Genomic DNA, 22,841 nt, shown 5'->3' with positions numbered 1-22,841 from the left:
CAATCCCTACGCCCGCCCAACCTAGGAGACGGCATGCGTCGCAACACATTGCTCATCTCAGTGATCGCCGGCCTGTTGCTGGCGCTCGGACTCGCTCCACCCGCTTCGGCGGCCCCGGCCTTCCGGGCCCTGGTGTTCAGCAAGACCACCGGCTACCGGCACGACTCGATCCCGGCTGGGATCAGCATGCTCCAGCAGCAGGCCTCCGCGAACAACTTCGAGATGGTGGCGACCGAGGACTCGAGCGTCTTCACCGCCGCCAACCTGGCGACCTTCGACGTGATCGTCATGCTCCAGACCTCCGGCATGGTCTGGACCTCGGCGGCGCAGCGCCAGGCGGTGGAGGGCTACCTCGCCAGCGGCAAGGGCATCGTAGCCATCCACAACGCCCTCGACATGGGCATCGAGTCCGAGTACCCGTGGTGGGACCAGACCATCAACGCCGGCGCCCACATGCCCGAGCACTCCCCCGGCGTGCTCCAGGGCACCGCCATCGTCGCCGACAAGAAGCACCCGTCGACGGCCAGCCTGCCGGACCGGTGGACCCGCAGCGAGGAGTGGTACAACTTCGACGCCAACCCGCGCGGCAAGGTGCACGTGCTGGTGACCGCCGACGAGCGCACCTACAACCCGGGATCCCGGGCGATGGGCAACGACCACCCGATCTCCTGGTGCCGCGACACCGGCGGCGGGCGGGTGTGGGCCACGGCGATGGGCCACGCTATCGCCTCCTACAGCGAGGCGAACTTCCAGAACCACGTGCTCGGCGGCATCAAGTGGGCGGCCGGTAACGCCGCCGGAGACTGCGGCGGCACCGTGTGGGGCAACTTCGAGAAGCGCACCCTCGACGACAACACCGTCGACCCGATGGCGATGGGCGTGGCCCCGGACGGCCGCGTCTTCTACGTCCAGCGCGGCGGCCAGGTGAAGATCTTCAAGCCCTCCACCAACAGCACCGTCACCGCCGGCACCCTCAGCGTCTACACCGGTGGCGAGGACGGCCTCACCGGCATGGCGTTGGACCCCAACTTCGCCACGAACGGGTACATCTACCTGTACCACTCGCCGGCGAGCAGCAGCACCGACGTCAACCGGGTCTCCCGTTACACGGTCAGCGGTGACACGCTGAACACGTCGAGCGGTGTGACGATCATCGACATCCCGGCGTACCGGGACCGGACGTTCCCCGAGCCCGGCCACACCGGCGGCTACATCAAGTTCGGTCCGGACGGCAACCTCTACATCGGCACCGGCGACGACACGCCGCCGAACCTCGACCCCAACTGGCAGGGCTACGCCCCGCTGGACTGGCGCTCGGGCAAGTCCAACCTGGACGCCGCCCGCAGCGCGGGTAACACGAACGACCTGCGCGGCAAGCTGCTGCGCATCCGGCCCGGGGCCAGCGGCAGCTACACCATCCCGAGCGGCAACCTCTACCCGCAGGGCACGGCCCAGACCAAGCCGGAAATCTACGCGATGGGCTTCCGCAACCCGTTCCGCTTTTCGATCGACCCGGCCAACGGCTGGGTCTACCTGGCCGACTACGGGCCGGACCGCAACCCGCCCACCACCAACCGGGGTCCGGAGGGCCTGGTCGAGCTGAACGTCATCAAGACGCCCGGCAACTACGGCTGGCCGTTCTGCCACGGCAACAACCAGCCGTACGCGCCGTACAACCCGGACACCGGCGTGGTCGGCGCGAAGTTCAACTGCTCGGCACCGGTCAACAACTCGCCGAACAACACCGGTCTGACCAGCCTGAAGCCGGTCGTCATGCCGAACATCTGGTACGGCTACCCGGCCTCGACGACGTTCCCGGAGCTCGGCTCCGGCGGCTCGGCGCCGATGGGCGGCCCGGTCTACCGGTACGACGCGTCGAACCCGTCCGCGACGAAGTTCCCGCCCTACTACGACGGGGTGCACTTCTTCTACGAGTGGGCGCGCAACTACATCAAGGAGGTGCACTTCGACTCCTCCTCGGCGGTCACCCGCACCAACCCGTTCCTGTCCGGCACTGGCTTCAACAAGCCGATGGACATGGAGTTCGGCAAGGACGGTTCGCTCTACCTGCTGGAGTGGGGCACCAACTTCGGCGGCGGCAACAGCGACTCCGGGCTCTACCGGATCGACTACATCCAGGGCGGCCGGTCCCCGATCGTCAAGGCCACCGGCACGCCCACCAGCGGCAGCGCGCCGCTGACGGTCCAGTTCAGCAGCGCTGGCACGTCCGACCCGGACGGCAACACGCTGAGCTACCTGTGGACGTTCGGCGACGGCACCACCTCGACGGCGGCCAACCCGTCGAAGGTGTACACCTCCAACGGCAACTACACCGCCCAGTTGAAGGTCACCGACAGCACCGGCAAGACCGGCTTCGCCAACGTGCCGATCACCGTCGGCAACAGCGCCCCGGTGGTCACCATCACCACACCGGGCAACGGCGGCATGCTGACCTTCGGTGACAAGGTGTCGTACCAGATCACCGTGACCGATCCGGACGGCGGAACGGTCGACTGCTCGAAGGTGTTCCTCAACCCGGCGCTGGGTCACGACGACCACGCGCACGAGACCACCGAGTATCCGGGCTGCTCGGGCACCATCTCCACCGACCTGCTCGGCGGGCACCCCGATGGCGCCAACCTGTTCTACGTGCTGAACGCGCGGTACACCGACAACGGCGGCTCGGGCGGCGGGTCCCCGCTCACCGGCACCGCACAAGCGATCCTGCAGCCGAAGCACAAGCAGTCCGAGTACTTCAGCAGCCAGTCCGGCATCCGGGTCATCGACCAGGCCGCGGCGGAGAGCACCAAGCGCATCGGTGACATCTCCTCGAACGACTGGATCGCGTTCAGCCCGATGAACCTGTCCGGTATCTCCACAGTGAGCTACCGGGTGTCGTCGCCCTCCGGCGGCGGTTCGATCGAACTGCGGTCCGGCTCGCCGACCGGGACGCTGCTGGCCACCACCACGGTGCCCAGTACCGGTGGCTGGGACAACTACCAGTCCACGACACCGGTGAGCGTCGCCGCCAGCAGTGGGGCACAGACGCTCTACATGGTGTTCAAGAACGCCAACAACTCGTTCGACCTGGACTCGCACACCTTCGGCGGGAACGGCGTCGGGACACCCGGCACCGGCACCGGCACCGGGTTGGCGGGCAAGACCTACACGGTCACCGCGCAGCACAGCAACAAGCTGATGGACGTCAGCGGGGTCTCCACCGCCGACGGCGCCCAGATCACCCAGTGGGCGTCGACCGGCGGCAACAACCAGCGGTGGCAGGCCGTCGACGCCGGTAACGGCGCGCTCTACCTCAAGGCGGTGCACAGCGGCAAGTGCGTCGAGGTGGTCGGCAGTTCGACCACGGCGGGTGCCTTCCTCCAGCAGGCCACCTGCAACAACGGCAACCAGCAGAAGTTCACCGCCACCGCGACGGGAACCTCCGGCGTGTACACGGTGAAGAGTGTGCTGAGCGGGCTCTGCCTGGACGTCAACGGTGCTTCCACGGCCGACGGCGCCCGGGTGTTGCAGTGGACCTGCAGCAACGCGGCCAACCAGCAGTGGCGCTTCACCGCACTCTGATCTGCGGCTGTCGCGGTAACAGATGACGTCCCGGTCGGGACCGGTGTCCGGAAGTCGGAGCCGGTCCCGGCCGGGACGTCGTCGTCGATCAGGCAGGCTGACCGGGCGGCGCGGCGAGCAGCCCGGCCGCCGCCAGGTCGTCCCACAGCTCCTCCGGCACGACGATCCCGGAGCGTCGCACCGTCTCGACCGCCTGTGCCTCGTCGCGGACGCCGACCACCGTCGACACCACGGCCGGGTGCCGGCGGACGAAGGCGAGGGCCGCCTGCGGCAGGGTCACCCCGTACGTCTCGCAGACGGTGGCGATGCGCCGCGCCCGCTCGATCAGCGCCGCCGGGGCCTGCTGGTAGTTGTAGACGGCGTCGGCCGGCGGCCGGTCCCGCGAGAGCAGCCCCGAGTTGTAGACGCCCGCGATGACCACGCCCACCCCCCGGTTCTCGGCGGCCGGCAGCAGGTCTGTGGCCGCGCCCTGTTCGAGCAGGGTGTACCGCCCGGCGCACATCATCACGTCGACGTCGGTCTCCCGGACGAACCGCGCCAGCATCGCCGACTGGTTCATGCCGGCGCCGATGGCACCCACGACGCCCTGGTCCCGCAGGTCGATCAGGGCGGGTACGGCCTCGTGCGCGGCCTGCTCCCAGTGGTCGTCCGGGTCGTGCAGGTAGACGATGTCGATCCGGTCCAGCCCGGTCCGCTCCAGGCTGGCCTCGATGGAGCGGAGCACGCCGTCGCGGCTGAAGTCCCACACCCGCCGGTGGGTCGCTGGCACGTCGAACCCGTCGGAGTCGCGCCGGTGCGCGTCCTGAGGCGTCGGCACCAGGAGTCGCCCGACCTTGGTCGACACCACGTACTCGTCGCGCGGCCGTTGGCGCAGCGCGGCACCGAGGCGGCGCTCGGACAGCCCGAGACCGTAGTGCGGCGCGGTGTCGAAGTACCGGAGGCCCGCCTCCCACGCGGCGTCGACCGCCGAGGCGAACTCCTCGTCCGTCGTCGTCCGGTACAGGTTGCCCCCCTGGGCCGCGCCGAAGCCCAGCTCGGTGAGCCGTAGCTGCGGGCGGCGCGGCAGTGCGCGCGCCATCATGAGGGCCCCAGCCCGTAGACGCGGCGTGCCGTCCCGCCCCAGACCGACGCCCGGCCGGGACCGTCCTGGCCCTCCAGCAGCTCCGCCAGGGTGTCGACCCACCGCTGGTACGAACTGGCGAGCAGACAGACCGGCCAGTCCGAGCCGAACATCAGTCGGTCCGGCCCGAACGCGTCGAGGGCGTCCTCGACGGCGGGTTGAAGGTCAGCCGGCGTCCAGTGCGCGAGCGGCACCTCCGTCACCAGCCCGGAGAGCTTCGCCGTCGTGTTGGGTGAGGCGGCCAACGACAGCAGGTCCCGCCTCCACTCGGCCATCTCCGGGCTGCCGAGGGCGGGCTTGCCCAGGTGGTCGAGGACGAAGCTCACCTCGGGCAGGTCGCGCGTGAGACGCGCGGCCATGGGGAGCTGGTGTTGGCGTACCAGCAGGTCGAAGACGAGGCCGGCGGCACCCACCGCCGCGATCCCCCGACGGACGTCGGGACGGTCCAGGTACGCCGGGTCGGTCTCGGACTGCACGAGGTGGCGGATGCCGACGAGGCGTTCCCCGCCTCGGGCTGCCCGCAGGCTGTCGAGGCGGTCCGCAACGTCCTCGGCGGTCAGGTCCACCCAGCCGACGACCCCACGGACCACTGTGTCCTCGGCCGCCACCCCCAGCAGGTCGACCGTCTCCGCGTCGGAGGCGACGGACTGCACCACCACTGTCGCGGTGACCCCGGCGGCCCGGGCCGGCGGCGCGAGATCGGCGGGTTCGAAGTCGGCGTCGATGGCCGCCATGGTCACCGGGTCGATCCACGGCTGCGGGTGCCGGGCGCGGACCCAGAGGTGGTGGTGCGCGTCGACGATCCCGGTGCGCCCGGGCTCCTGTGCGCCAGTCATCGGCCCAGCCACCCGCCGTCGACGGGCAGCACGACGCCGTTGACGTAGTCCGACGCTGTCGACGCCAGGAACACTGTGGCGCCGCCGAGATCGTCGGCCCGGCCCCACCGGCCGGCCGGGATCCGGCCGAGGATCGCCTCGTTGCGGTCGGGGTCGTCACGCAGCGCCTGGGTGTTGTCGGTGCCGATGTAACCGGGCGCGATGGCGTTGACGTTCACCCCGCGGGCCGCCCACTCGTTCGCCAAGGCCTTGGTGAGGCCGGCCACGCCCGACTTCGACGCGGCGTAGCCGGGGACGGTGATGCCGCCCTGGAAACTCAACAGCGACGCGGTGAAGATGATCTTCCCTCGGCCGCGCTCGACCATCGTCCGGCCGATCTCCCGACTGAGGATGAACTGGCTGCTGAGGTTCACCTCGATCACGTGGTCCCACATCTCGTCCGGGTGCTCCGCGGCCGGGGTCCGGGCGATCGTGCCGCCGTTGTTCACCAGGATGTCGACCGGCCCGAGGGCGGTGATGTCGCTGGCCAACCGGTGCACTGCCGCCCGGTCGCCGAGGTCCGCCCGCAGCGCGGTGAACCGGCGGCCGGTGGCGCGCACCCGGCGTTCGACCTCGCTACCCTCCGCTTCGAGTTGGGCGGAAACGCCCACGATGTCGGCGCCGGCCAGGGCCAGGGCCTCGGCCATGGCGAGGCCGATGCCACGCCGGGCCCCGGTCACGACAGCGGTCTGACCGGACAGGTCGAACAGGGCCGTCACTTGTTACCCTCCCGCACATCGAGCAGCACCTTCATGACGCCGCCACCCTCCAGCGCCTCGAAGGCCGCGCTGGCCGCCTCGACCGGCTCGACCCGGGAGATCAGCTGCTGTGCCGGGATCGCACCCGAGGCGACCAACCGGATCGCCTCCACCATGTCGTCGCGCTGATACAGCCGGGCACCCAGGAGTTCCAGCTCACGCCAGAAGAACCGGTGCAGGTTGACCTCCCGGGGCTGAGGGTGGATCGCCACCATGACCAGCCGCCCGCGAGTGGTGAGGACGTCCACCGCCGTGGTGACGCCGGCCGGGGAGCCGGACACCTCGAAGGCGATGTCGGCGCCCGCGCCATCGGTACGGTCGTTCACCAGCGCCACCACGTCGGTCGCTCGCGGATCGACGGCCTCGATCCCGATCCCCTCGGCAACCTCGCGTCGGAACGGGTCCGGCTCGACGAGGAGCACCCGCGCTCCACGGCCCCGCGCGACGGTGGCGATCAGGACGCCGACCGGTCCACCACCGACCACCACCACCTGGTCGTCGGCGCTCACGTTCCCCCGGCGTACGTCGTGCACGGCCACCGCCACCGGCTCGACGAGCGCCGCGTGGTCGAGGGGCAGTTCCTCCGGAAGCGGCAGAACCAGCTCCACCGGCACGGTCCAGGAGGACTGCATGGCACCCGGTGAGTCGATGCCGAGGAAGTTCATGGCGTGGCAGACGTGGGAGTTGCCCCGCTGGCAGGCGGCGCACCGTCCGCAGGGTCGGGTCGGCATCACGGTGACGGCCTGACCGAAGTCCCAGCCGGTCACGCCCTCGCCGACGGCCGCGATCCGACCGGACATCTCGTGCCCGATGATCGCGGAGTCACCGACCCGGGCGTCCATGTCCCCGTGGTAGATGTGCAGATCCGTACCGCAGATCCCGGTGTACGCCACCTCGATCCGTACCTGGCCGGGGCCCGGTGGCTCCGGGTCGCGGTTCTCGATTCCGAGGTCTCGCGCTCCCCGGTAGACGACTGCCTTCATCGTTCCTCCGTCTCGACGGTCGGTACGTCGGTCGTGCCGACCGGGCATGGTCGTGGGTGCACCGCCGTCGCGATGCACCCACGCCCTTCCTGTTCCAATGGTCAGCTCAGTGCCGTACGGTCGGCGACACCTCGTTGCGGGAGTTCAGCGCCACGACAGGCACCTGGCGGGTGGGGATCACCCCGTCGACTCCGGCCAGCAGCCGACGTCCGGCCCGCTCCGGCCGAACATTGGGGCTGTCGGCCATCTGCGCCTGCGGGCGGCGGTTGACCGCCCGGATCCGCTCCTCGTCCACCCGGACCCCGAGCCCGGGTGCGTCGCCGAGGATGAAGGCGCCATCCTCGACGTGCAGGTCGATGGAGACACCAACTGGTGTGTGCAGGTCCTGCAACTCGCTGGTCAGGTGGTTCGGCACCGAGGTCGCGGCGTGCAGCAGCCCGACCGGGCTGTTGCCGATCGGGCTGACCGGCAGGTCGTGGGCGTGGGCCAGCGCAGACGCCCGCAGGAAGTGGGTGACCCCCCAGACGGCCGCCATCTGGACGATGTCGACCGCGCCCGCCGCGATCAGCGGACGGTACTGTTCGAGCCCGGTCAGATTCTCACCGGTGGCGACCGACGCGGACACGCCTCGGCTGACCGCGGCCAGACCCTCGGCGTCCCAGCGTCGGACCGGCTCCTCGATCCAGATGAGGTCCAGGGTGCGTTCCAGCTCGCAGACGTGCCGGACGGCCTGCTTGCGGGTCCACGCCTCGTTGACGTCGAGCATCAGGCCCGGCCGCCGGCCGTGCCCGGCCTCGGTCAGGACCTCCCTGACCAGACTCAGGCGGTGCCGATCGCGCTCGATGTCGAGGCCGCCCTTGAGCTTGGCGGCCCGCAGGCCGTGGCTCGCGTAGACCTCGTACTCCGCGACGAGTTCGTCGTCGGTGAGCCCGATGTCCAGACCGGACGCGTAGGCGGTCACCCGCCGGTCCCGTCCGCCCAGCAGCCGCCACAGCGGTTCGCCGGCGGCCTGCGCCTTGATGTCCCAGAGTGCGGTGTCCAGAGCGCCGATGGTGCCGAACACCGGCCCGGCGTGGCCGGCCTTGAAGGTGTGCCGCAACATGCGGTCGTACAGGGACGTCACGGCACGGGGGTCTTCGCCCTCGATGGCTGGGAAGATCCGCTCGATCTCGACGTGCGGCCCGAGGCCCACTCCCGAGATGCCCTCGTCGGTGTCGACGATGACGATCGAGACCGGGACCACCCCGTCGGCGAACACACCGTTGGCGTCGCCGACCGGTCGGCCCCATTCCTGGACCGTGGAGAGCGTCCGATATCCCGTGATCCGCATGTTAACCCTTCGTGGAACCGGCGGCTACGCCGTCGGCAATTTGGCGCTGGAGGAACAGGTAAACCAACAGGACGGGTATCGCGGCGATCAGCACCCCGGAGGCGAACGTGGGGATGTTGTCGGAGTACTGCCCGCGCAGCGAGGTCACCCCGATCATGAGCGTCCGGTGATCGGCCGAGGGCATCATCACCAGCGCCATGAGGACGTCGTTCCAGCAGAACAGGGCGTTGAGGATGCCGACCGACAGCAGCGCCGGAGTGCCCAGCGGCAGCATGATCCGGCGGTACACGCCGTACACCGTGCTGCCGTCGATCCGCGCGGCGTCGACGATCTCCGGCGGAATGCCCTTGTAGTAGCTCGTCATGAGAAAGACGGTGAAGGGCAGGAACTGGGCCACATAGACCAGGATCAGGCCCGGGTACGTGTCGATGAGCGCGGTGTCGGCCATGATCCGCGCGAGCGGCACCATGATCACCTGGAACGGGATGAAGAGCCCCGCCAGGCAACCCAGGAACAACGCCGACGAGCCGCGGAACCGCAGTTGACTCAGGGCGAAGCCGGCCATCGAGCCGAACAGCAGGAGCAGGAGCACCGACACCGTCACCACGAACAGCGAGTTGACGAAGTAGCGGCCCATACCGACGCTGGTCCACGCCGTGCTGATGTTCTCCCAGCGCAGCGTGTCGGTCAGGCCGAACCGGTCGAGGATGTAGTCACGCCGCGTCTTCATCGCGACGTTGGCGGTGAACAGCAGGGGGTAGATCGTCGCCAGGGCGAGCAGCGACATGGGGATGGCGATCAGCCACCGTCCCAGGCGGAGGCGAGACATCAATCCTCCTTTCCGGATCGTTCGAGCAACTTGATCTGCAACAGCCCCACGACGAGCATGATCATGAAGAGGATCGTCGAGGCCGCAGACGCGAGAGCCGGACGGTTCATCTGACCCTGCTGGATCCAGATGTAGTACTCCGGCAGGTACGTCGAGCCCTCCGGCCCACCGCTGGTCATCACGAAGAGCAGCCCGAACATCGAGGTCAGCATCCCGATCATCGTGGTCACGAAGACGAACTGGATGGTCCGGGCGAGGCTCGGGATGATCACGTGCCAGACGACCTGGCGCAGCGACGCCCCGTCCACCCGGGCCGCGTCCAGGAGCGCGGCGTCCAGCGTGGCGAAGCCGGCGAGGAACACCACCAGCGCCATCCCGAAGGTGGCCCAGATGTGCACTCCCACCACCATGAACATCGCGATGTCCGGGTCCCCGAGCCAGTCCACCGGACCGACACCGAACGACCCGAGCACGGCGTTGAGCGGGCCGTCGAAGGCGAGCAGCAGGTTGAAGATCGCCCCGACGATGACCGGCGAGAGCACGGCGGGAAAGAAGTAGACGCTGCGGTAGAAGCGGTGGCCGGGCACCCGAAGGTAGATGAACGTCGCGAGCAGACCGGGAATCGCCACCGCCACCGGCAGCAACAGCACCAACAGCCCGACGTTGCTCAGCGCGGTCCGGAACAGCGGATCTCCGAACAGCTCGCGGTAGTTGCCGAATCCGACCGAGGTCCCGTTCTGCGCGCCGTCACCGGTGAAGGAGAAGTTGACGCCCAGCAGCAGCGGGTAGAGCCGCAGCAGCACGATGATCAGGACGGCCGGGAGGACCAGGATGTAGGGGGCGTAGCGCTCGGCGCGAAGGCCGCCACGGGTGCGACGGGGTCGTGCGCCACTCCGATGCGCGGCGGGGGAGACCGCCGCCCCGCCGGCCCGTCCGGCCGAAGCCGGACGGACCGACGGTTGCGTGTTTCCGATCGGCACGAGGTCAGCCCGCCTGGTCGGAAGCGGCCAACTGCTTCACCACCTCGTCGACGGTGATCGAACCGCTGAGCAGCTGCTGGGAGAGGCGCCCCATCAGGTCGATCGTCTTCGAGGAGAGCGCCACGTGCAGAGCGGGCTTGCCGCTCTTCAGCTCGCCCACGATCGTGGCGACGGCCGGCCCGGCCTGCGACACGTCGATGGTGGTGTCGGCGGCGATCGCGCCGGCGTCGGCGTAGAAGGACTTCAACGCGTCGGCCGAGCTCAGGGAGCGCGCCAGGTCGGCGGCCATCTTCGGGTCCTTCGTCCACTTGGCGACCGCGTACCCGATGCCACCGTCGTACGGGAGGCTCGGCGTGGTGCCGGCGGTGACGACGGGGGCCTTCATGACGCCGAGCTTCTCCGGGGTCAGGAACTCGTTGAAGTCCTGCCAGTGCCCGACGTCCGACATCAGACCCATGACGTGGGCGGCCTTACCGGACTGGAAGTACGCGAAGGAGTCGTTGAACATGGCGGTCGAGTTGGCCCCGTCGCTGTTCATCTTCTTGTCGCCGGTCTCCTTCCAGAGCTGGAAGAGCCGCTTGACGTTCGGCGAGTTCCAGTCGCGCTTGCCGGCGATCCAGGCGTCGTACTCGGCGGCGGTGAGGGTGGTCGAGCCCATGCTCGACATCCAGAACTGGATGCCGACACCTTCCTTGTTGCCGAGGGCGAAGCACTTGGAGCCGGCCTTGGCGATGGCGTCGCAGTCGGCGACGAACTTGTCCCACGTGGTGGCCGGGCTCGCCGGGTCGAGGTTCGCCTTCTGGTAGATCGTCTTGTTGTAGTAGATCGGGTAGCCCTGCAGCGTCACCGGGGTGGCGTAGATCTTGCCGTCCTTGCTGAACGCCTCCCAGCCGGCCAGCCGCTGCTTGTCCTCGGCCACGTACTCGGTGATCGGCACCAGCGCGTCCACCCGGTCGCGGATCTGTCCGCCGCCGTTGAACATCATGACGTCCGGGCCCTTGCCGGACTGGATCGCCGCACCGAGCAGCGTGTAGTACTGGTCGAAGGGCTGTGCGACGAACTCAACCTCGACGTCAGGGTGCTTCTTCTTGAAGTCAGCCTTGGCCTTGTCCAGATAGGATTTGGCGAACGGCTCGCCGGACTTCCAGTCCCACACGACCAACTTGCCGTCCGAGCTGGTTGACTTGCCCGAATCGCTAGCACTTCCACAACCGGCCAGGGCCAGGCCCACAACGAGGACGGCCGACCATATTGCGCGCTGTCTCATCGATTGTCACCTCTATATGGGGGGTGGCCGGCGGGTGTCCCGCGAGCCAAATGTTGACCGGAAGGTAACTCGTATGACGTGTGACGTCAACAGTCGGCCGTACACTGACCCAGACGTCGTGCCACGGCGAGCCATTCGGAGGGGGACATGACGCCACCGCAGGAGACAGCCCTGAACAGCCCGGCGACCCCGGCGTGGGTGCGTCGGCCGACCAACCTCGCCAGGGCGGTCACCGCCGAACTGGTGGAGCGCATCGTCCGCGGCGTACACCCGTCCGGGACGTCTCTACCCCCCGAGCCGATCCTCTGCGAGACCTTCGGCGTGAGCCGGACCGTCGTCCGGGAAGCAGTGAAGATCCTTCAGGAGAAGGGCCTGGTGCAGGTCCGTCAGGGCGCCGGCACCATGGTCACCCCGCCGGCTCACTGGGACATGCTCGACGAACTGGTCCTCGCGGCCACCATCGCGGTGGACGACAGCCTCGCCATCCTCGACGACCTGGTCGTCACCCGGCGGGTGCTGGAGTCCGACATGGCGAACGTCGCGGCCCGCCTCGCCGACAGCGAGACCGTCGACCGACTGCGGGCCATGGTGGACCGGATGGACGAACTCGTCGACGACCACGTCACCTACCACGACCATGACCGGGCCTTCCACGACACGATCATGCAGACATCCGGGAACCGCATCGCCCGCGGCGTCGTACGCGCGCTGGAGAGCCAGGTCATCAACACCGCGCGATACATGGGCCGGACCGAACGGGCGTTGTGCGTGGCGTCCAACCAGGGGCACCGACGCATCTACGAACGCATCGCGGCCCACGACCCCAACGGCGCCGCCGAGGCGATGTTCACCCACATCACCGAGGCCTGGCTGGTCCGTCGCAGTGGCTCGGGGAGCCCGGTCCGTCTCGAACGCTGACCGTCTCGGGAAACGGACGGCGCCCGCCCCCGAGGTACGGGAACAGGCGCCGCCAACCGTGGTTGCCAAGGGTCACGAGAACTGGGCGAAGAACCTCCAGATCTCACCCTTGGTCCAGGTGGTGATGCCGCTCTCGGCGTAGGTGCCGTCCACCGGGCCGGGCATGTGGCCGTTGTCGTACGCGGCCCACTGCACCGGGTAACCAGCCCGGCAACCCGAGTAGGTGGTCGTGATGTGGGTGCGACTGCCGCCGGCCGGCTCGCGCGGGCTCTGCGCGGTGCAACCGTTGTTGCGGACGAAGGTGTCCCGCAGCGCCCTGCCCTGGGAGATGTTCAGGACGTTGTCCGTGATGCCGTGCAGCCCGAAGTACGCGATCGGCTGCGTACCGCCGCTGCACCCGCTGATCTGCGCGCCGGAGATGACAGCGACGGCCCGGAAGACGTTGGCTCGCGCACAGGCGACGGCGTAGCTCATGCCGCCACCCCAGCTGAAGCCGAGCGCGAACCGCTGCCTCGGGTTGACGCAGAGGCTGCTCTCGATCCGGCTGATCATGTCATCGACGAAGGTGATGTCCTCACCGCCGGAGTTGCCCCAGCCGTTGCCGAATCCCTGGGGCGCCACCAGGATCGCGCTGTTGTTCGACTGCTCCTGCTGCCCGTAGTAGGACCACGCGGTCCCGCTGGTGCCGCCGGAGGAGATCTCCTGCATGGTGCCGCCCCGCCAGTGGAAGGCGAAGATCAGCCGGTAGGGGTTGCTGTTGTTGTAGTTGGCGGGCACCCGCAGGATGAAGGTCCGGCTCTTGCCGTTGCTCTGGATCGTGTGCGTGCCGCTGGCCAGCGCCGGCGCCTTGCCGCACCCGCTGCCACCCGACGGGGGTGGCGTCGTGGGGTCGGTCCCGCCGTCGATGCGGACGAGCTGCCACTGCTGGTTGGTGCCGTTCCAGTCGGCGTACTGCACGACGTTGCCACCGTCGGCGGTGGACGCGCCCTGCACCTCGACGGCCTTGTTGCTGTTGCGGTTGATCAGCCGAACGTAACCACCGTCGGAGTCCGCCAGCCGGAACTGCTGGTTCGTTCCGTTGAGATCGGCCCACTGCACTATCGCACCACCGTCAGCGGTGGAGAAGCCGCTGACGTCGAGCACCTTGCCCGAGTGGCGCGACTTGATCCGGTAGTAGCCACCCCCGGAGTCCACGAACTGCCACTGCTGGTTCGCGCCGTTGTTACGCGTCCACTGACTGATCCGCGCCCCGTCGTTGGTAGCCGACGCGTACAGGTCCAACGCCTTGCCACTGTTGCGATTCACCAACACGTAGGAGGCGTTGGTGTCGACGGTTGCTGCCGCCGCGGGTGCCGCGTTGACCGCGACGAGTGTGCCGGCTGCCATGACCGCGGCCGCCGCCGCAGCCAACCCTGACCGCCTGCGAGATCTTTGTCGAGAGGCGGGACGAGCCTCACCGAGGGCTTTCATGGTCCACTCCTTCGATCGGGGTCACCCACGAGCGAGAGCGCCCGCGCGTGCCCTGGCGTGCGTGCCGGCGTCGTGGTGGTGGCGTCAGCACGTCTGGGGGTGTTGTGCGGGCAACCCGCCGTCAACGGCGTACGTCGATGGCGATGGCGACGCCACGATCCGGCCTTCGTGGCAGGCCGCGCCGATCCCAGGCGATGCGACGTCCTGGCTCCCGGTGACCGGGTGGTCCGCGGGGTGAAAATTAGCGGGTAAGACGTCATACGTCAAACGATTGGTATCGATCCGCGCGATCGCGTCGAGGGGCAACCTGGCGGTCACGGCGGCCCGCCCCGGATGGGGCGGGCCGCCACTGGTCACACCTCGCCTGGGCGGGCGCCGGCCGGATCCCGAGCGGCCGGCAGTTCCCGCTCCCCCTGGTCGATGGCGACGGTCGTCAGCCGATCCGGACCAGTTGCCACTGCTGGTTGTTGCCGCCCCAGTCGGCGTACTGGACGACGTTTCCACCGTCGGCGGTGGATGCGCCCTGCACCTCGACGGCCTTGTTGCTGTTGCGGTTGATCAGGCGCACGTAGCCGTCGGCCGAATTCGCGAGTCGGAACTGCTGGTTCGTGCCGTTGAGGTCGGACCACTGCACGATCGCGCCGCCGTCGGCGGTGGAGAAGCCGCTGACGTCGAGCACCTTGCTGGAGTTGCGGGACTTGACCCGGTAGTAGCCACTCCCCGAGTCCACGAACTGCCACTGCTGGTTGACGCCGTTGTTGCGCGTCCACTGGCTGATTCGCGCCCCGTCGGTGGTGGCCGAGGCGTAGACGTCCAGTGCCTTGCCGCTGTTGCGGTTCAACAACACGTACCAGGCGCTGGTGTCCACCCCGGAACCCGGCGGGGGCGTGGTGGGCGGGGTCGAGCCGCCGTTGAGGGCGTCCAGGACGGCGGTGTACGCGGCCTTCTTGTTGCCGTTGCAGTCGAACAGCAGCGCGTTGTCCGAACCACGCCACGAGTCGCAGTCGCGCACGCCCCAGGTGGTGATGCCGGTGCAGCGCGAGACGGCCAGGCAGGCGCGGGTGACGGCGCCGTAGATGTTGGCCTGGTTGCCGCCGGTCATCACGTCCAGCTCGGTGATCTGCACGTCCACGCCGAGGTCGGCGAACCGCTGCAGGTTGGCCTGGTAGTCACCGGCCAGTGAGGTGCCCAGGTGCGACTGGAAGCCCACGCAGTCGATCGGCACGCCACGGGACTTGAAGTCCCGCACCATGTTGTAGATGCCCGTCGACTTCGCGTTGATCCCGTCGGTGTTGTAGTCGTTGTAACACAACTTCGCACCCGGATCCGCCGCCCGCGCCGCCCGGAACGCCGCCTCGATCCAGTCGTTACCGGTGCGCTGCAGGTTGGAATCACGACGCCCACCACCACCACCATCGGCGAACGCCTCGTTCACCACGTCCCAGGCATAGATCTTGCCCCGGAAGTGCGTCGCCACCTGCGTGACATGGTTGATCGCCGCGTTGCGCAACGCACTGCCCGACATGCCCTGCGCCCAACCCGGCTGCTGCGCGTGCCACAACAACGTGTGACCCCGCACGCTCATGCCGTTGGCCTGCGCGTGGCTGACCAGGCGGTCGCCGCTCGAGTAGGTGAAGGTGCCCTGCTGCGGCTCGGTGGAGCTCCACTTCATCTCGTTCTCGGGCACCACACTGTTGAACTCACGGTTCAGGATGGTCGTGTAGGCGCTGGTGGACAGCTTGCCGACGGCGACGGCCGCGCCGAAGTAGCGGCCCTTCTCGGCGGCGGCCGCCTTCAGGGTCGTGCCGGCACCGGATGCGGGGGTCATCGCCACCGTCATGCCGGTGGTGAGGGCGACGGCGATTGACGCCGCAGCCAGCATCGTTCTCATGGATTTCATGGCGTTCCTTTTCAGTGGTTGCATCGGTGGTGGTGATGTGCCACTTCACTCGGGGCGACCGATCGGGGCGGTCATCCTGGCCGCCCGGCATCAGCACGCACAGTCCGAGAGGGCTGTCGCCGGCACCTGCCGGGTCCCGAGGTGACGTCCGCATGCCCTTGCGGACGTCGTGATCGGAGGTAACGACCCGTGCGGCTCGCCCGGTGAGCCACGACAGCGATCGTCCTCTATATCGAGAGTGAGCGATAACATGCCGTTCGTCAAGACGTAACGGGCCGTTCACGCCGATCTCCCGGAACGCCACGTTTCACCCGGTACCAAAGGCCCAGGGCAACAGTGCTCAGCCACGGTGGGGTCAGCTGACGGGTCGTAGCACCGGGCCGCTCGGAGCACGCCGGACGGCAACCCTGTTATCGCTCACAGTCGCCGGCCACCACTGTTCGCGGTTCACGAACTCCCGGCGGCCGGGCCACTCGGAGACGTTTGCGCCGAGCCGGCGTCGGCGCGCATTCCGGCGACCAGGTCGGCGGTGGTGTGGGCCGCGATGCCGGGCTGCGAGGCGTCGACGAACCGCTCGACGACCGCCCGGACGTGTCGCTCGGCGGGTGCGGCGAGACCGTCGTAGACGGCCTCGAACAACTCCCGCGCCGGCTGCCTGAGCCAGTCCCGTGGGAGGAGTTCCACAGGCAACTGCGGATCGAGGACGGGGAAACGCCGGAAGGTGTCCATCACCTCGGTACGGGCCCGCACCGCAGCGGCGCCGGCGACCTGCCCGGACACCACGGCGGGCAACAGAGGCGTCCACCGCCGGAGGAACGCGTCATAGCTCCGGCTGATCGCCTCGATGTCCCAGGCCTCGATCGGCGCACGGTGAATGGTCGAGGCGAGCGCGGTCTGCCGCCCGCGAAACACGGTCACGGCGCCGAGGGTGAGCCGGTCGAGCTGGGCCCGAGCTGCGGGAGTCAGCTCCTGCGGGGAGATCCACAGTCCGTCGTACAGCGGTGCGTAACCGAGCCACCGGAGTTGCGCCCGCAGGGCCCGACGCTGCGTACTGCGATCCTGCGGCAGCGAGAAGGCGACGATCGTCCAACACCCGTCCCACCTCGCCGTCGAGGTGGTGGAGGCGAGAATCCAGTGCCCGCCGGCGGAGAGGTTGGCGGCGGCGGCACGGCTGAGCCGGTAGGAGCTGCGCCGTCCCAGTCGGCTGCCCTCCAACACGCCACGGCGGGCCAACCGACTGATCGCCGTCCGCGCTCCGGCCGTCGTCACGCCGGTCTCCCCGAGCAACGCGACGATGGCGGCGGACGGGAGGGCGACCCGGGTCCGCAGCGTGTAGTCCGCCAACAGGGTCACCGCGACACCCTGGGGCGAGTTGCCGACCTGCCGGCGGGGCAGCCGGAGTGGGTGGTCTCCGTCGTCCGGATAGATCTCGTCGATGTCGAAGAGGCTTGCCACAGACGCTCCGTGCTCCTCGGGGGACGGTATGACGACTCTAGACGGACCTCCGCGACTCGTCATAAATAGAGAGCCCTCGATTGACACTTGTTGGCCCGAGGGGAACACTAATTGCCACGCGATGCCATCCGAAGCCGGGCTGGGCGAGCCACAGGTAGCGGGCAGCGTGCGATCACCGCGGGAGTCGGGCAGACCCGCGACCCGATCGCACGGCCAATCCCGCCTGCACAGCCAATCGAAGGAGTCGTCCGTTGAGAATCAGAAGGAAACTGCTGTTCGCCCTGGCCGCGTCACTGGTGGCGGCCGGCCTGGTGGCCCCAACTGTCGGGCCCGCGTACGCGGCGTCACTGACCGAGGTGACCAGCTTCGGTGACAACCCCGGCCGGATGCGCATGCACGTCTACGTGCCGGACAACCGCCCGGCCCGGCCGGCGGTCGTGGTGGCCATGCACGGCTGCGGCGGGTCCGGCCCCGGCTTCTACTCCGGGAGCGAGTTCGCCAGCCTCGCCGACCGCTACGGGTACATCGTGATCTACCCGTCCGCCACCCAGCAGGCCGGCTTCGGCAACTGCTTCGACACCTGGTCGGACGCCGCCAAGCGGCGAGGTGGGGGCAGCGACCCGGTGTCGATCATCAGCATGATCCGGTACGTGCAGCAGCAGTACGCGGCCAACCCGGACCGGGTCTACGCCACCGGCAGCTCGTCCGGCGGCATGATGACCAACCACATGCTCGCCCTCTACCCCGACGTGTTCAAGGCCGGCGCCGCGTTCATGGGAGTGCCGTACAACTGCTTCGCCAACGCGGCGGACTACCCGCCCGGCAGCAGCCAGTGCACCGGCGGGAACATGAACCGGACCCCGCAGCAGTGGGGTGACGCGGTCCGTCAGGCGTACCCCGGCTACTCCGGGCCCCGGCCGCGGGTGCAGCTGTGGCACGGCACCAGCGACACGCTCGTGCCGTACTCGCTGTTGCAGGAGACGATCGAGCAGTGGACCAACGTGTTCGGGCTGAGTCAGACACCCACCTCCACCGACACGCCGCAGGCCAACTGGAACCGGCGTCGGTACGCCGACAGCGGCGGCACCGTCCAGGTCGAGGCGTACAGCATCCAGGGGGCCGGACACAGTCTGCCCTCCGGCGGCATGGCCGCGTCCGCCATCGCGTTCTTCGGACTGACCGACCCCACGACGCCGCCACCCACGACACCGCCACCCACGACACCGCCGCCGACCACACCTCCCCCGACCACGCCGCCGCCGACCACGCCGCCGCCAGCTTCCGGCACCTGCCGGGTGACTGTCGACGTCAACGCCTGGAACACCGGGCTGACCGAGAACATCACCGTCACGAACACCGGCACCAGCGCCGTCAACGGCTGGTCCGTGGTCTTCACCCTGCCGGGTGGGCAGACCATCACCTCGGGCTGGAACGCCACCTACTCGCCCAATTCAGGGCAGGTGACGGCCCGCAACGTCGCCTACAACGGCGGCATCCCTGCCAACGGGTCGGTGAGCTTCGGCTTCCAGGCCACCCACACCGGTAACAACGCCCGACCGTCCTCGTTCACCCTCAACGGCGCGTCCTGCACCGTCGCCTGAGGCCAGTCCCGTCCACGAGCGTGCGCCGGTCACCACGACAGTGGTGACCGGCGCACGGTTCGTGCGTTGCCCGGGGTCAGCGGTAGCCGGCGGCTATCACGCTGGCCTGCACGGCGTTCTCGGTGGCGTCGGACGGATAACCGGCGACCATGGCCCCCTCGTAGAAGGTGCCGGCGCTGAGGTTCGCGCCGCCGTCGGGCTTGCAGCAGTCACCGCCACTGCCCAGGATGATCGCGCCCTGCTTCTTCATCGGGCTGTATCCCGGCGGAAGCGAGCCGTCATAGAGCGTGTAGAGGCTGCCGGACTGGGCGTTGCTGCCCTTGATCGCGAAGCGGGACGTGCCGTTGTTCTTCAGCGTCGCGGTCACGAACTTGCTGGTGAACGCACGCTGGTTCGGGTTCCAGGAGCTGCTCCCGCCGGGGAACAGGCCCCACTCCAGGTCCGCCTGCACCCAGGGGCCGGTGCCGGAGCAGCCGCCGAACCAGCACTGCTTGCCGAAGTTGATGGCGTCCATCGCACCGGCGGCGTCGGCCTTCCTGGTCGTCTCGCTGTTGCCGTAGTCGAAGCAGCAGCCGCTGTTGACGTGGGTGCCGCTGGTCACCATGTACATGCCCTCCGGCGCGGCGCCGGTCGGTACACCGGTCAGGTGCCCGTCCCGCCAGTAGCTGTTGCCGGGGTTGATGTAGAGCGAGTACGCCTTGGAGCCGCCCACCGTCAGAGACTCCGTCGTCGCGGTCGCCGGCCGGCTCTGCGGTGACCCCGGGACCACGCTCGACCCCTGGTACCAGAGGTCGTTGCCGCGCCCGGACTGGTCGAAGACGACGGTGATCACGCAGGTCGTGCCGGTGCAGAACGAATCCTGCGTCGCCGCGTTGGCGGTGCCGCCCGTGCCCGTGAGCCCGATGTTGCGGGTCGTGTTGTCCGACGAGCGCCGGACCTGGTAAAGGTTGCCGGCGTACGCCTCGTAGAGCGCCCGCGTGGTGCTGTGCGCCGCGATGCAGGGAGTGCCGCCCGAGGCGTAGATGTCGCAGGGGCGCGCGCCGGTCGGCGGGTCCGTCGGCGGGTCCGTCGGCGGGGTGGTGGTCGGCGAGGCCCACTGCTGGTTGGCACCGCCGTTGCAGGCCCAGAGGATCAGCTTGGTGCCGTTCGCGGTGGCCGCGCCGTTGGCGTCCAGGCAGAGCCCGGACTGCACGCCGGTGATGGTGCCGTTGCTGTTGACGTTCCACTGCTGGTTGTTCTGGCCGTTGCAGTCCCAGATGATTGCCTGGGTGCCGTTGGTGGTGCCGCGGCCGCTCGCGTCCAGGCACTTGTTGCCGTACACCTGGAGTTGCTTCGCCGACGTCCACGTCCAGGTCTGGCCGGCGGCGCCGTTGCAGTCCCAGAGTTGCGTCTGGGTGCCGTTGGTGGTGCTGGAGTTGGGCACCTCGATGCAGCGGCCAGACGGCGTACCGACGATGGTGGTGCTCTGCCCCGGCGTGATGGCGGCCGCCATCGCGGCCGATCCGGCGAACGGCGACGAGGCACCGGGGGTGGCGCCGAGGCCGACGACAACGCCGACCAGGGCGGCCGCCAGGGCTGTCAAACGTCGGGCGCGATGACGTCTCGGGATGAGTTCACGGGCTTTTCCTGGCCCGGTGGGGGACGGGGTTCGCACGAGGTGGCTCCTCGGAGTCGTGGAAGCGCGGTGGGGGTGTCGACGCGCCAGGGGGGTGGTGGTGATGGCGAATCGATTCGCAGCGAATCGTATGACCTTTGTTTAATTCATGTCAATGAATGCGGTGACGGGGTGGCGCGCTGGCCGTTGGGTAGACGGCCAGCACACCACCTCCCCAGGGACGCCTACCGCCCCAGGAGCCGCCACGTCTGGTTCAACGGGCTGCCCTGGTTGACCGCCTTGCAGGTCCACTGGTGAACCAGCGCGCCGGCCGCCGTGGAGACCGCGTTGACGTCGACGCACTTGCCACTGTGCCGGGCGACCAGTTGATAGTCGTGCGAGTCGTTGCCCGAGTAGGTCACCTTCCGCAGCGTGAACTGCTGATTGAGGCTGTTCAGGCAGGTCCACTGGTGCACTGCCGCGCCGTCGGCGGTGGACACTCCGCTGACGTCGAGGCACTTGCCGCTCTGCTGGTTGACCACCGTGTACGTGTTGGCCACGCCGGCGACCGGGCGGAAGTTCCAGAACTGCTGGTCACCACCGTCGCAGTAGTTCTGCTGCTGGACGTTGCCGTCGGTGGTGCTCAGGCCGGGGTTGTTCAGGCACTGCTGGGAGTGCTGGGCCACCGCCACCGACTGGAAGCCACCGTCCGAGGGGGGCAGCAGCGTGACAGTGTACGTGTCGGTCTGGTTGGTGTACGGCACTGTCACTGTGGCGTTGTTGTTGGACACCCCGACCACGCTGTTCGAGACAGTGACCGGCCCGGCCACGGCACCGCCACCGTTGTGCGGGATGCGTTGGGTGAGGACCCTGACCTGGTTGTTCTGCACGATGCCGCTGGTGGTGTCCAGGCGTTGCAGGTTGACGGTCAGGTTCCCGGTGGTACGACCACCGCCGACCAGCACCTTCGCCACCCCGGCCGTCTTCGTGGCGTACGCGTCGTACGACTGGCTGGGGGTCACCGCGACGATCTCCCCGACCTGGGAGGCGTAGAAGCGGTAGTTCCACCACTCCCCCTTGGGCTGGTGCTGGCCGGCCGAGTTACGGATCAACAGGTTGCCGAGGTCATTGTGCAGGCTGCCGCCGCTGGCCCAGTTCGCCCGCAGGCCGTCGGCGCGGGCCCGCTCCAGGCGCGCGATGTACCAGGCGCCGTCGGCCGGGTTCTGCTCGTCGGGCGCGCCGTACTCGTTGATCTGGTACGGGCGTGGGTGGGCGATGCCGCGCGGGTCGAGGGTGGCGTTGGCGGCGGCAACGTTCGCCACCGGGTCACCGGGCAGCGAGTGCCAGCTGATGATGTCCGGCACCGTGTTCGTCGAGCGGACGAAGTCCAGGTACTGGTTCCAGAAGGCGTGGTTGGTCGACGGCACGCAGGCGCAGCTCGGCCCGACGATGAGCTGGCTGGGGAACTCCGCCCGGATGCGCTGGTAGGTCCGGCGCCACAACTCCAGGTACTGGGAGATCGGCCGGTTCCAGAAGATGGTGATGTTGGGTTCGTTCCAGATGTCCCACTGCACCGACAGGCCGGACGCCCGGACGTCGTTGATCAGGCGGGTCAGGAAGTTGTCGTAGTCGGTCCAGTTGCCGTTGTCGCCGGGGAAGCGGGAGATTCCGGCGCCGTCGGCACCCCAGAGGTCGTGCGGCAGGATGATGAACTTGCCGCCGAGGGCTGTGGTGCGACGTGCCTGGGCGACTGTGGAGTTCCAGCGACGGTCGTAGGTGCCACCGACCCAGCCACTGCCCGGGAGCTGCGCGCCGCCGGCGCGCATGTACTGGAACTTGACGTCCCGGTAGAAGTGGTCGGCCGGACCGCTGGCGTTCTCGGTCATGCCGTAGATCCAGCCGGAGGCGCGGTAGGTCGGCGCTCCGTTGGTGGTGGCGAAGTTGACGCTGATCGACTCGTCGGCGGCCTGGGCGGGGGACGAGACGACGGTGACGGCGGCAGCGGCGGCGAGCAGGCCGACGACGAGTCGGGCCACGAGCACGCGGGCTCGTCCTGGCCTGCTGCGGGACGGGGTTTTCACGGGCGGCTCCTTGGTGGGGCGCGGGGGACGCTCTCCGGAGGGCAGCGCTTGCGAATCGATTCGCACGGATCGTAGGACCGGGGACTGAACGATGTCAA

At 68.8% G+C, this 22,841-nt stretch carries 16 protein-coding genes; 3 read left to right on the top strand and 13 right to left on the bottom strand.

Annotation, left to right across the window (positions count from 1 at the left end; translation table 11 throughout):
* The first annotated feature begins 33 nt into the window (after positions 1-33).
* Positions 34-3,582, top strand: a complete 3,549-nt coding sequence (locus MED01_RS02120; protein WP_238666857.1) for a ThuA domain-containing protein — start codon at positions 34-36, stop codon at positions 3,580-3,582.
* A gap of 88 nt (positions 3,583-3,670) precedes the next feature.
* On the opposite strand, the gene MED01_RS02115 is transcribed toward MED01_RS02120, so the two are convergent.
* The 8 genes from MED01_RS02115 to MED01_RS02080 form a co-directional block, all read right to left on the bottom strand.
* Positions 3,671-4,663, bottom strand: a complete 993-nt coding sequence (locus tag MED01_RS02115) for an aldo/keto reductase (protein ID WP_238666856.1) — start codon at positions 4,661-4,663, stop codon at positions 3,671-3,673.
* On the bottom strand, positions 4,660-5,538 hold the full coding sequence (locus tag MED01_RS02110; protein ID WP_238666855.1) for an amidohydrolase family protein: 879 nt from the start codon (positions 5,536-5,538) through the stop codon (positions 4,660-4,662). Before MED01_RS02110 ends, MED01_RS02115 begins: the two co-directional genes overlap by 4 nt.
* Entirely contained in the window at positions 5,535-6,296 is a 762-nt protein-coding gene (locus tag MED01_RS02105) for an SDR family NAD(P)-dependent oxidoreductase (protein ID WP_238666854.1), read from the bottom strand. Before MED01_RS02105 ends, MED01_RS02110 begins: the two co-directional genes overlap by 4 nt.
* On the bottom strand, positions 6,293-7,318 hold the full coding sequence (locus MED01_RS02100; RefSeq protein ID WP_238666853.1) for a zinc-dependent alcohol dehydrogenase: 1,026 nt from the start codon (positions 7,316-7,318) through the stop codon (positions 6,293-6,295). Before MED01_RS02100 ends, MED01_RS02105 begins: the two co-directional genes overlap by 4 nt.
* A 106-nt stretch (positions 7,319-7,424) precedes the next feature.
* Positions 7,425-8,648, bottom strand: a complete 1,224-nt coding sequence (locus MED01_RS02095) for a mandelate racemase/muconate lactonizing enzyme family protein (RefSeq protein ID WP_238666852.1) — start codon at positions 8,646-8,648, stop codon at positions 7,425-7,427.
* 1 nt (position 8,649) lies between these two features.
* Positions 8,650-9,477, bottom strand: coding sequence for a carbohydrate ABC transporter permease (locus tag MED01_RS02090; RefSeq protein WP_238666851.1), 828 nt, complete (start codon positions 9,475-9,477; stop codon positions 8,650-8,652).
* Positions 9,477-10,457 (bottom strand): carbohydrate ABC transporter permease, encoded by a 981-nt coding sequence (locus tag MED01_RS02085; RefSeq protein WP_238666850.1) that lies wholly within the window; start codon positions 10,455-10,457, stop codon positions 9,477-9,479. The genes MED01_RS02090 and MED01_RS02085 overlap by 1 nt, the downstream gene beginning before the upstream one ends.
* Before the next feature lie 4 nt (positions 10,458-10,461).
* Positions 10,462-11,724, bottom strand: coding sequence for an ABC transporter substrate-binding protein (locus MED01_RS02080; RefSeq protein ID WP_238666849.1), 1,263 nt, complete (start codon positions 11,722-11,724; stop codon positions 10,462-10,464).
* A 147-nt stretch (positions 11,725-11,871) separates the two neighbouring features.
* Here MED01_RS02080 and MED01_RS02075 point away from each other — a divergent pair, with 147 nt between their 5' ends.
* A complete protein-coding gene (locus MED01_RS02075; protein WP_238666848.1) occupies positions 11,872-12,642 on the top strand; it encodes a FadR/GntR family transcriptional regulator in 771 nt (256 codons plus the stop codon).
* Positions 12,643-12,714: 72 nt separating this feature from the next.
* Here the strand turns inward: MED01_RS02075 and MED01_RS02070 are convergent, their stop codons facing one another.
* The 3 genes from MED01_RS02070 to MED01_RS02060 all read right to left on the bottom strand — a co-directional run bounded on the left by MED01_RS02070 (position 12,715) and on the right by MED01_RS02060 (position 17,467).
* Entirely contained in the window at positions 12,715-14,112 is a 1,398-nt protein-coding gene (locus tag MED01_RS02070; RefSeq protein ID WP_238666847.1) for an RICIN domain-containing protein, read from the bottom strand.
* Between the two features lie 433 nt (positions 14,113-14,545).
* Positions 14,546-16,003 carry an endo-1,4-beta-xylanase gene (locus tag MED01_RS02065; protein WP_238666870.1) on the bottom strand — a complete coding sequence of 486 codons (1,458 nt, stop codon included), beginning with the start codon at positions 16,001-16,003 and terminating at the stop codon, positions 14,546-14,548.
* A gap of 456 nt (positions 16,004-16,459) precedes the next feature.
* On the bottom strand, positions 16,460-17,467 hold the full coding sequence (locus MED01_RS02060; RefSeq protein WP_238666846.1) for a PaaX family transcriptional regulator: 1,008 nt from the start codon (positions 17,465-17,467) through the stop codon (positions 16,460-16,462).
* 251 nt (positions 17,468-17,718) lie between these two features.
* Between MED01_RS02060 and MED01_RS02055 the strand changes: the two genes are divergently transcribed.
* On the top strand, positions 17,719-19,068 hold the full coding sequence (locus MED01_RS02055; RefSeq protein ID WP_238666845.1) for an extracellular catalytic domain type 1 short-chain-length polyhydroxyalkanoate depolymerase: 1,350 nt from the start codon (positions 17,719-17,721) through the stop codon (positions 19,066-19,068).
* A gap of 76 nt (positions 19,069-19,144) precedes the next feature.
* Here MED01_RS02055 and MED01_RS02050 read toward each other — a convergent pair whose 3' ends face one another.
* Both MED01_RS02050 and MED01_RS02045 read right to left on the bottom strand, forming a co-directional pair.
* Positions 19,145-20,650, bottom strand: coding sequence for an arabinofuranosidase catalytic domain-containing protein (locus MED01_RS02050; protein WP_238666844.1), 1,506 nt, complete (start codon positions 20,648-20,650; stop codon positions 19,145-19,147).
* Positions 20,651-20,907: 257 nt separating this feature from the next.
* Positions 20,908-22,743: an RICIN domain-containing protein gene (locus tag MED01_RS02045; RefSeq protein ID WP_238666843.1), complete on the bottom strand. Its 1,836-nt coding sequence runs from the start codon at positions 22,741-22,743 to the stop codon at positions 20,908-20,910.
* Positions 22,744-22,841: the final 98 nt, after the last annotated feature.

It is taken from the genome of Micromonospora alfalfae (assembly GCF_022230925.1).
GTDB lineage: Bacteria > Actinomycetota > Actinomycetes > Mycobacteriales > Micromonosporaceae > Micromonospora > Micromonospora alfalfae.
Note: the sequence above shows the minus strand (reverse complement) of the source record. Positions and strands in the feature narration are given on the sequence as shown.

Coding starts and splice junctions, on each gene's coding strand:
- MED01_RS02120 (WP_238666857.1), top strand. CDS start 34: ATGCGTCGCAACACATTGCTCATCTCAGTGATCGCCGGCCTGTTGCTG.
- MED01_RS02115 (WP_238666856.1), bottom strand. CDS start 4,663: ATGATGGCGCGCGCACTGCCGCGCCGCCCGCAGCTACGGCTCACCGAG.
- MED01_RS02110 (WP_238666855.1), bottom strand. CDS start 5,538: ATGACTGGCGCACAGGAGCCCGGGCGCACCGGGATCGTCGACGCGCAC.
- MED01_RS02100 (WP_238666853.1), bottom strand. CDS start 7,318: ATGAAGGCAGTCGTCTACCGGGGAGCGCGAGACCTCGGAATCGAGAAC.
- MED01_RS02095 (WP_238666852.1), bottom strand. CDS start 8,648: ATGCGGATCACGGGATATCGGACGCTCTCCACGGTCCAGGAATGGGGC.
- MED01_RS02090 (WP_238666851.1), bottom strand. CDS start 9,477: ATGTCTCGCCTCCGCCTGGGACGGTGGCTGATCGCCATCCCCATGTCG.
- MED01_RS02080 (WP_238666849.1), bottom strand. CDS start 11,724: ATGAGACAGCGCGCAATATGGTCGGCCGTCCTCGTTGTGGGCCTGGCC.
- MED01_RS02075 (WP_238666848.1), top strand. CDS start 11,872: ATGACGCCACCGCAGGAGACAGCCCTGAACAGCCCGGCGACCCCGGCG.
- MED01_RS02070 (WP_238666847.1), bottom strand. CDS start 14,112: ATGAAAGCCCTCGGTGAGGCTCGTCCCGCCTCTCGACAAAGATCTCGC.
- MED01_RS02065 (WP_238666870.1), bottom strand. CDS start 16,003: ATGAGAACGATGCTGGCTGCGGCGTCAATCGCCGTCGCCCTCACCACC.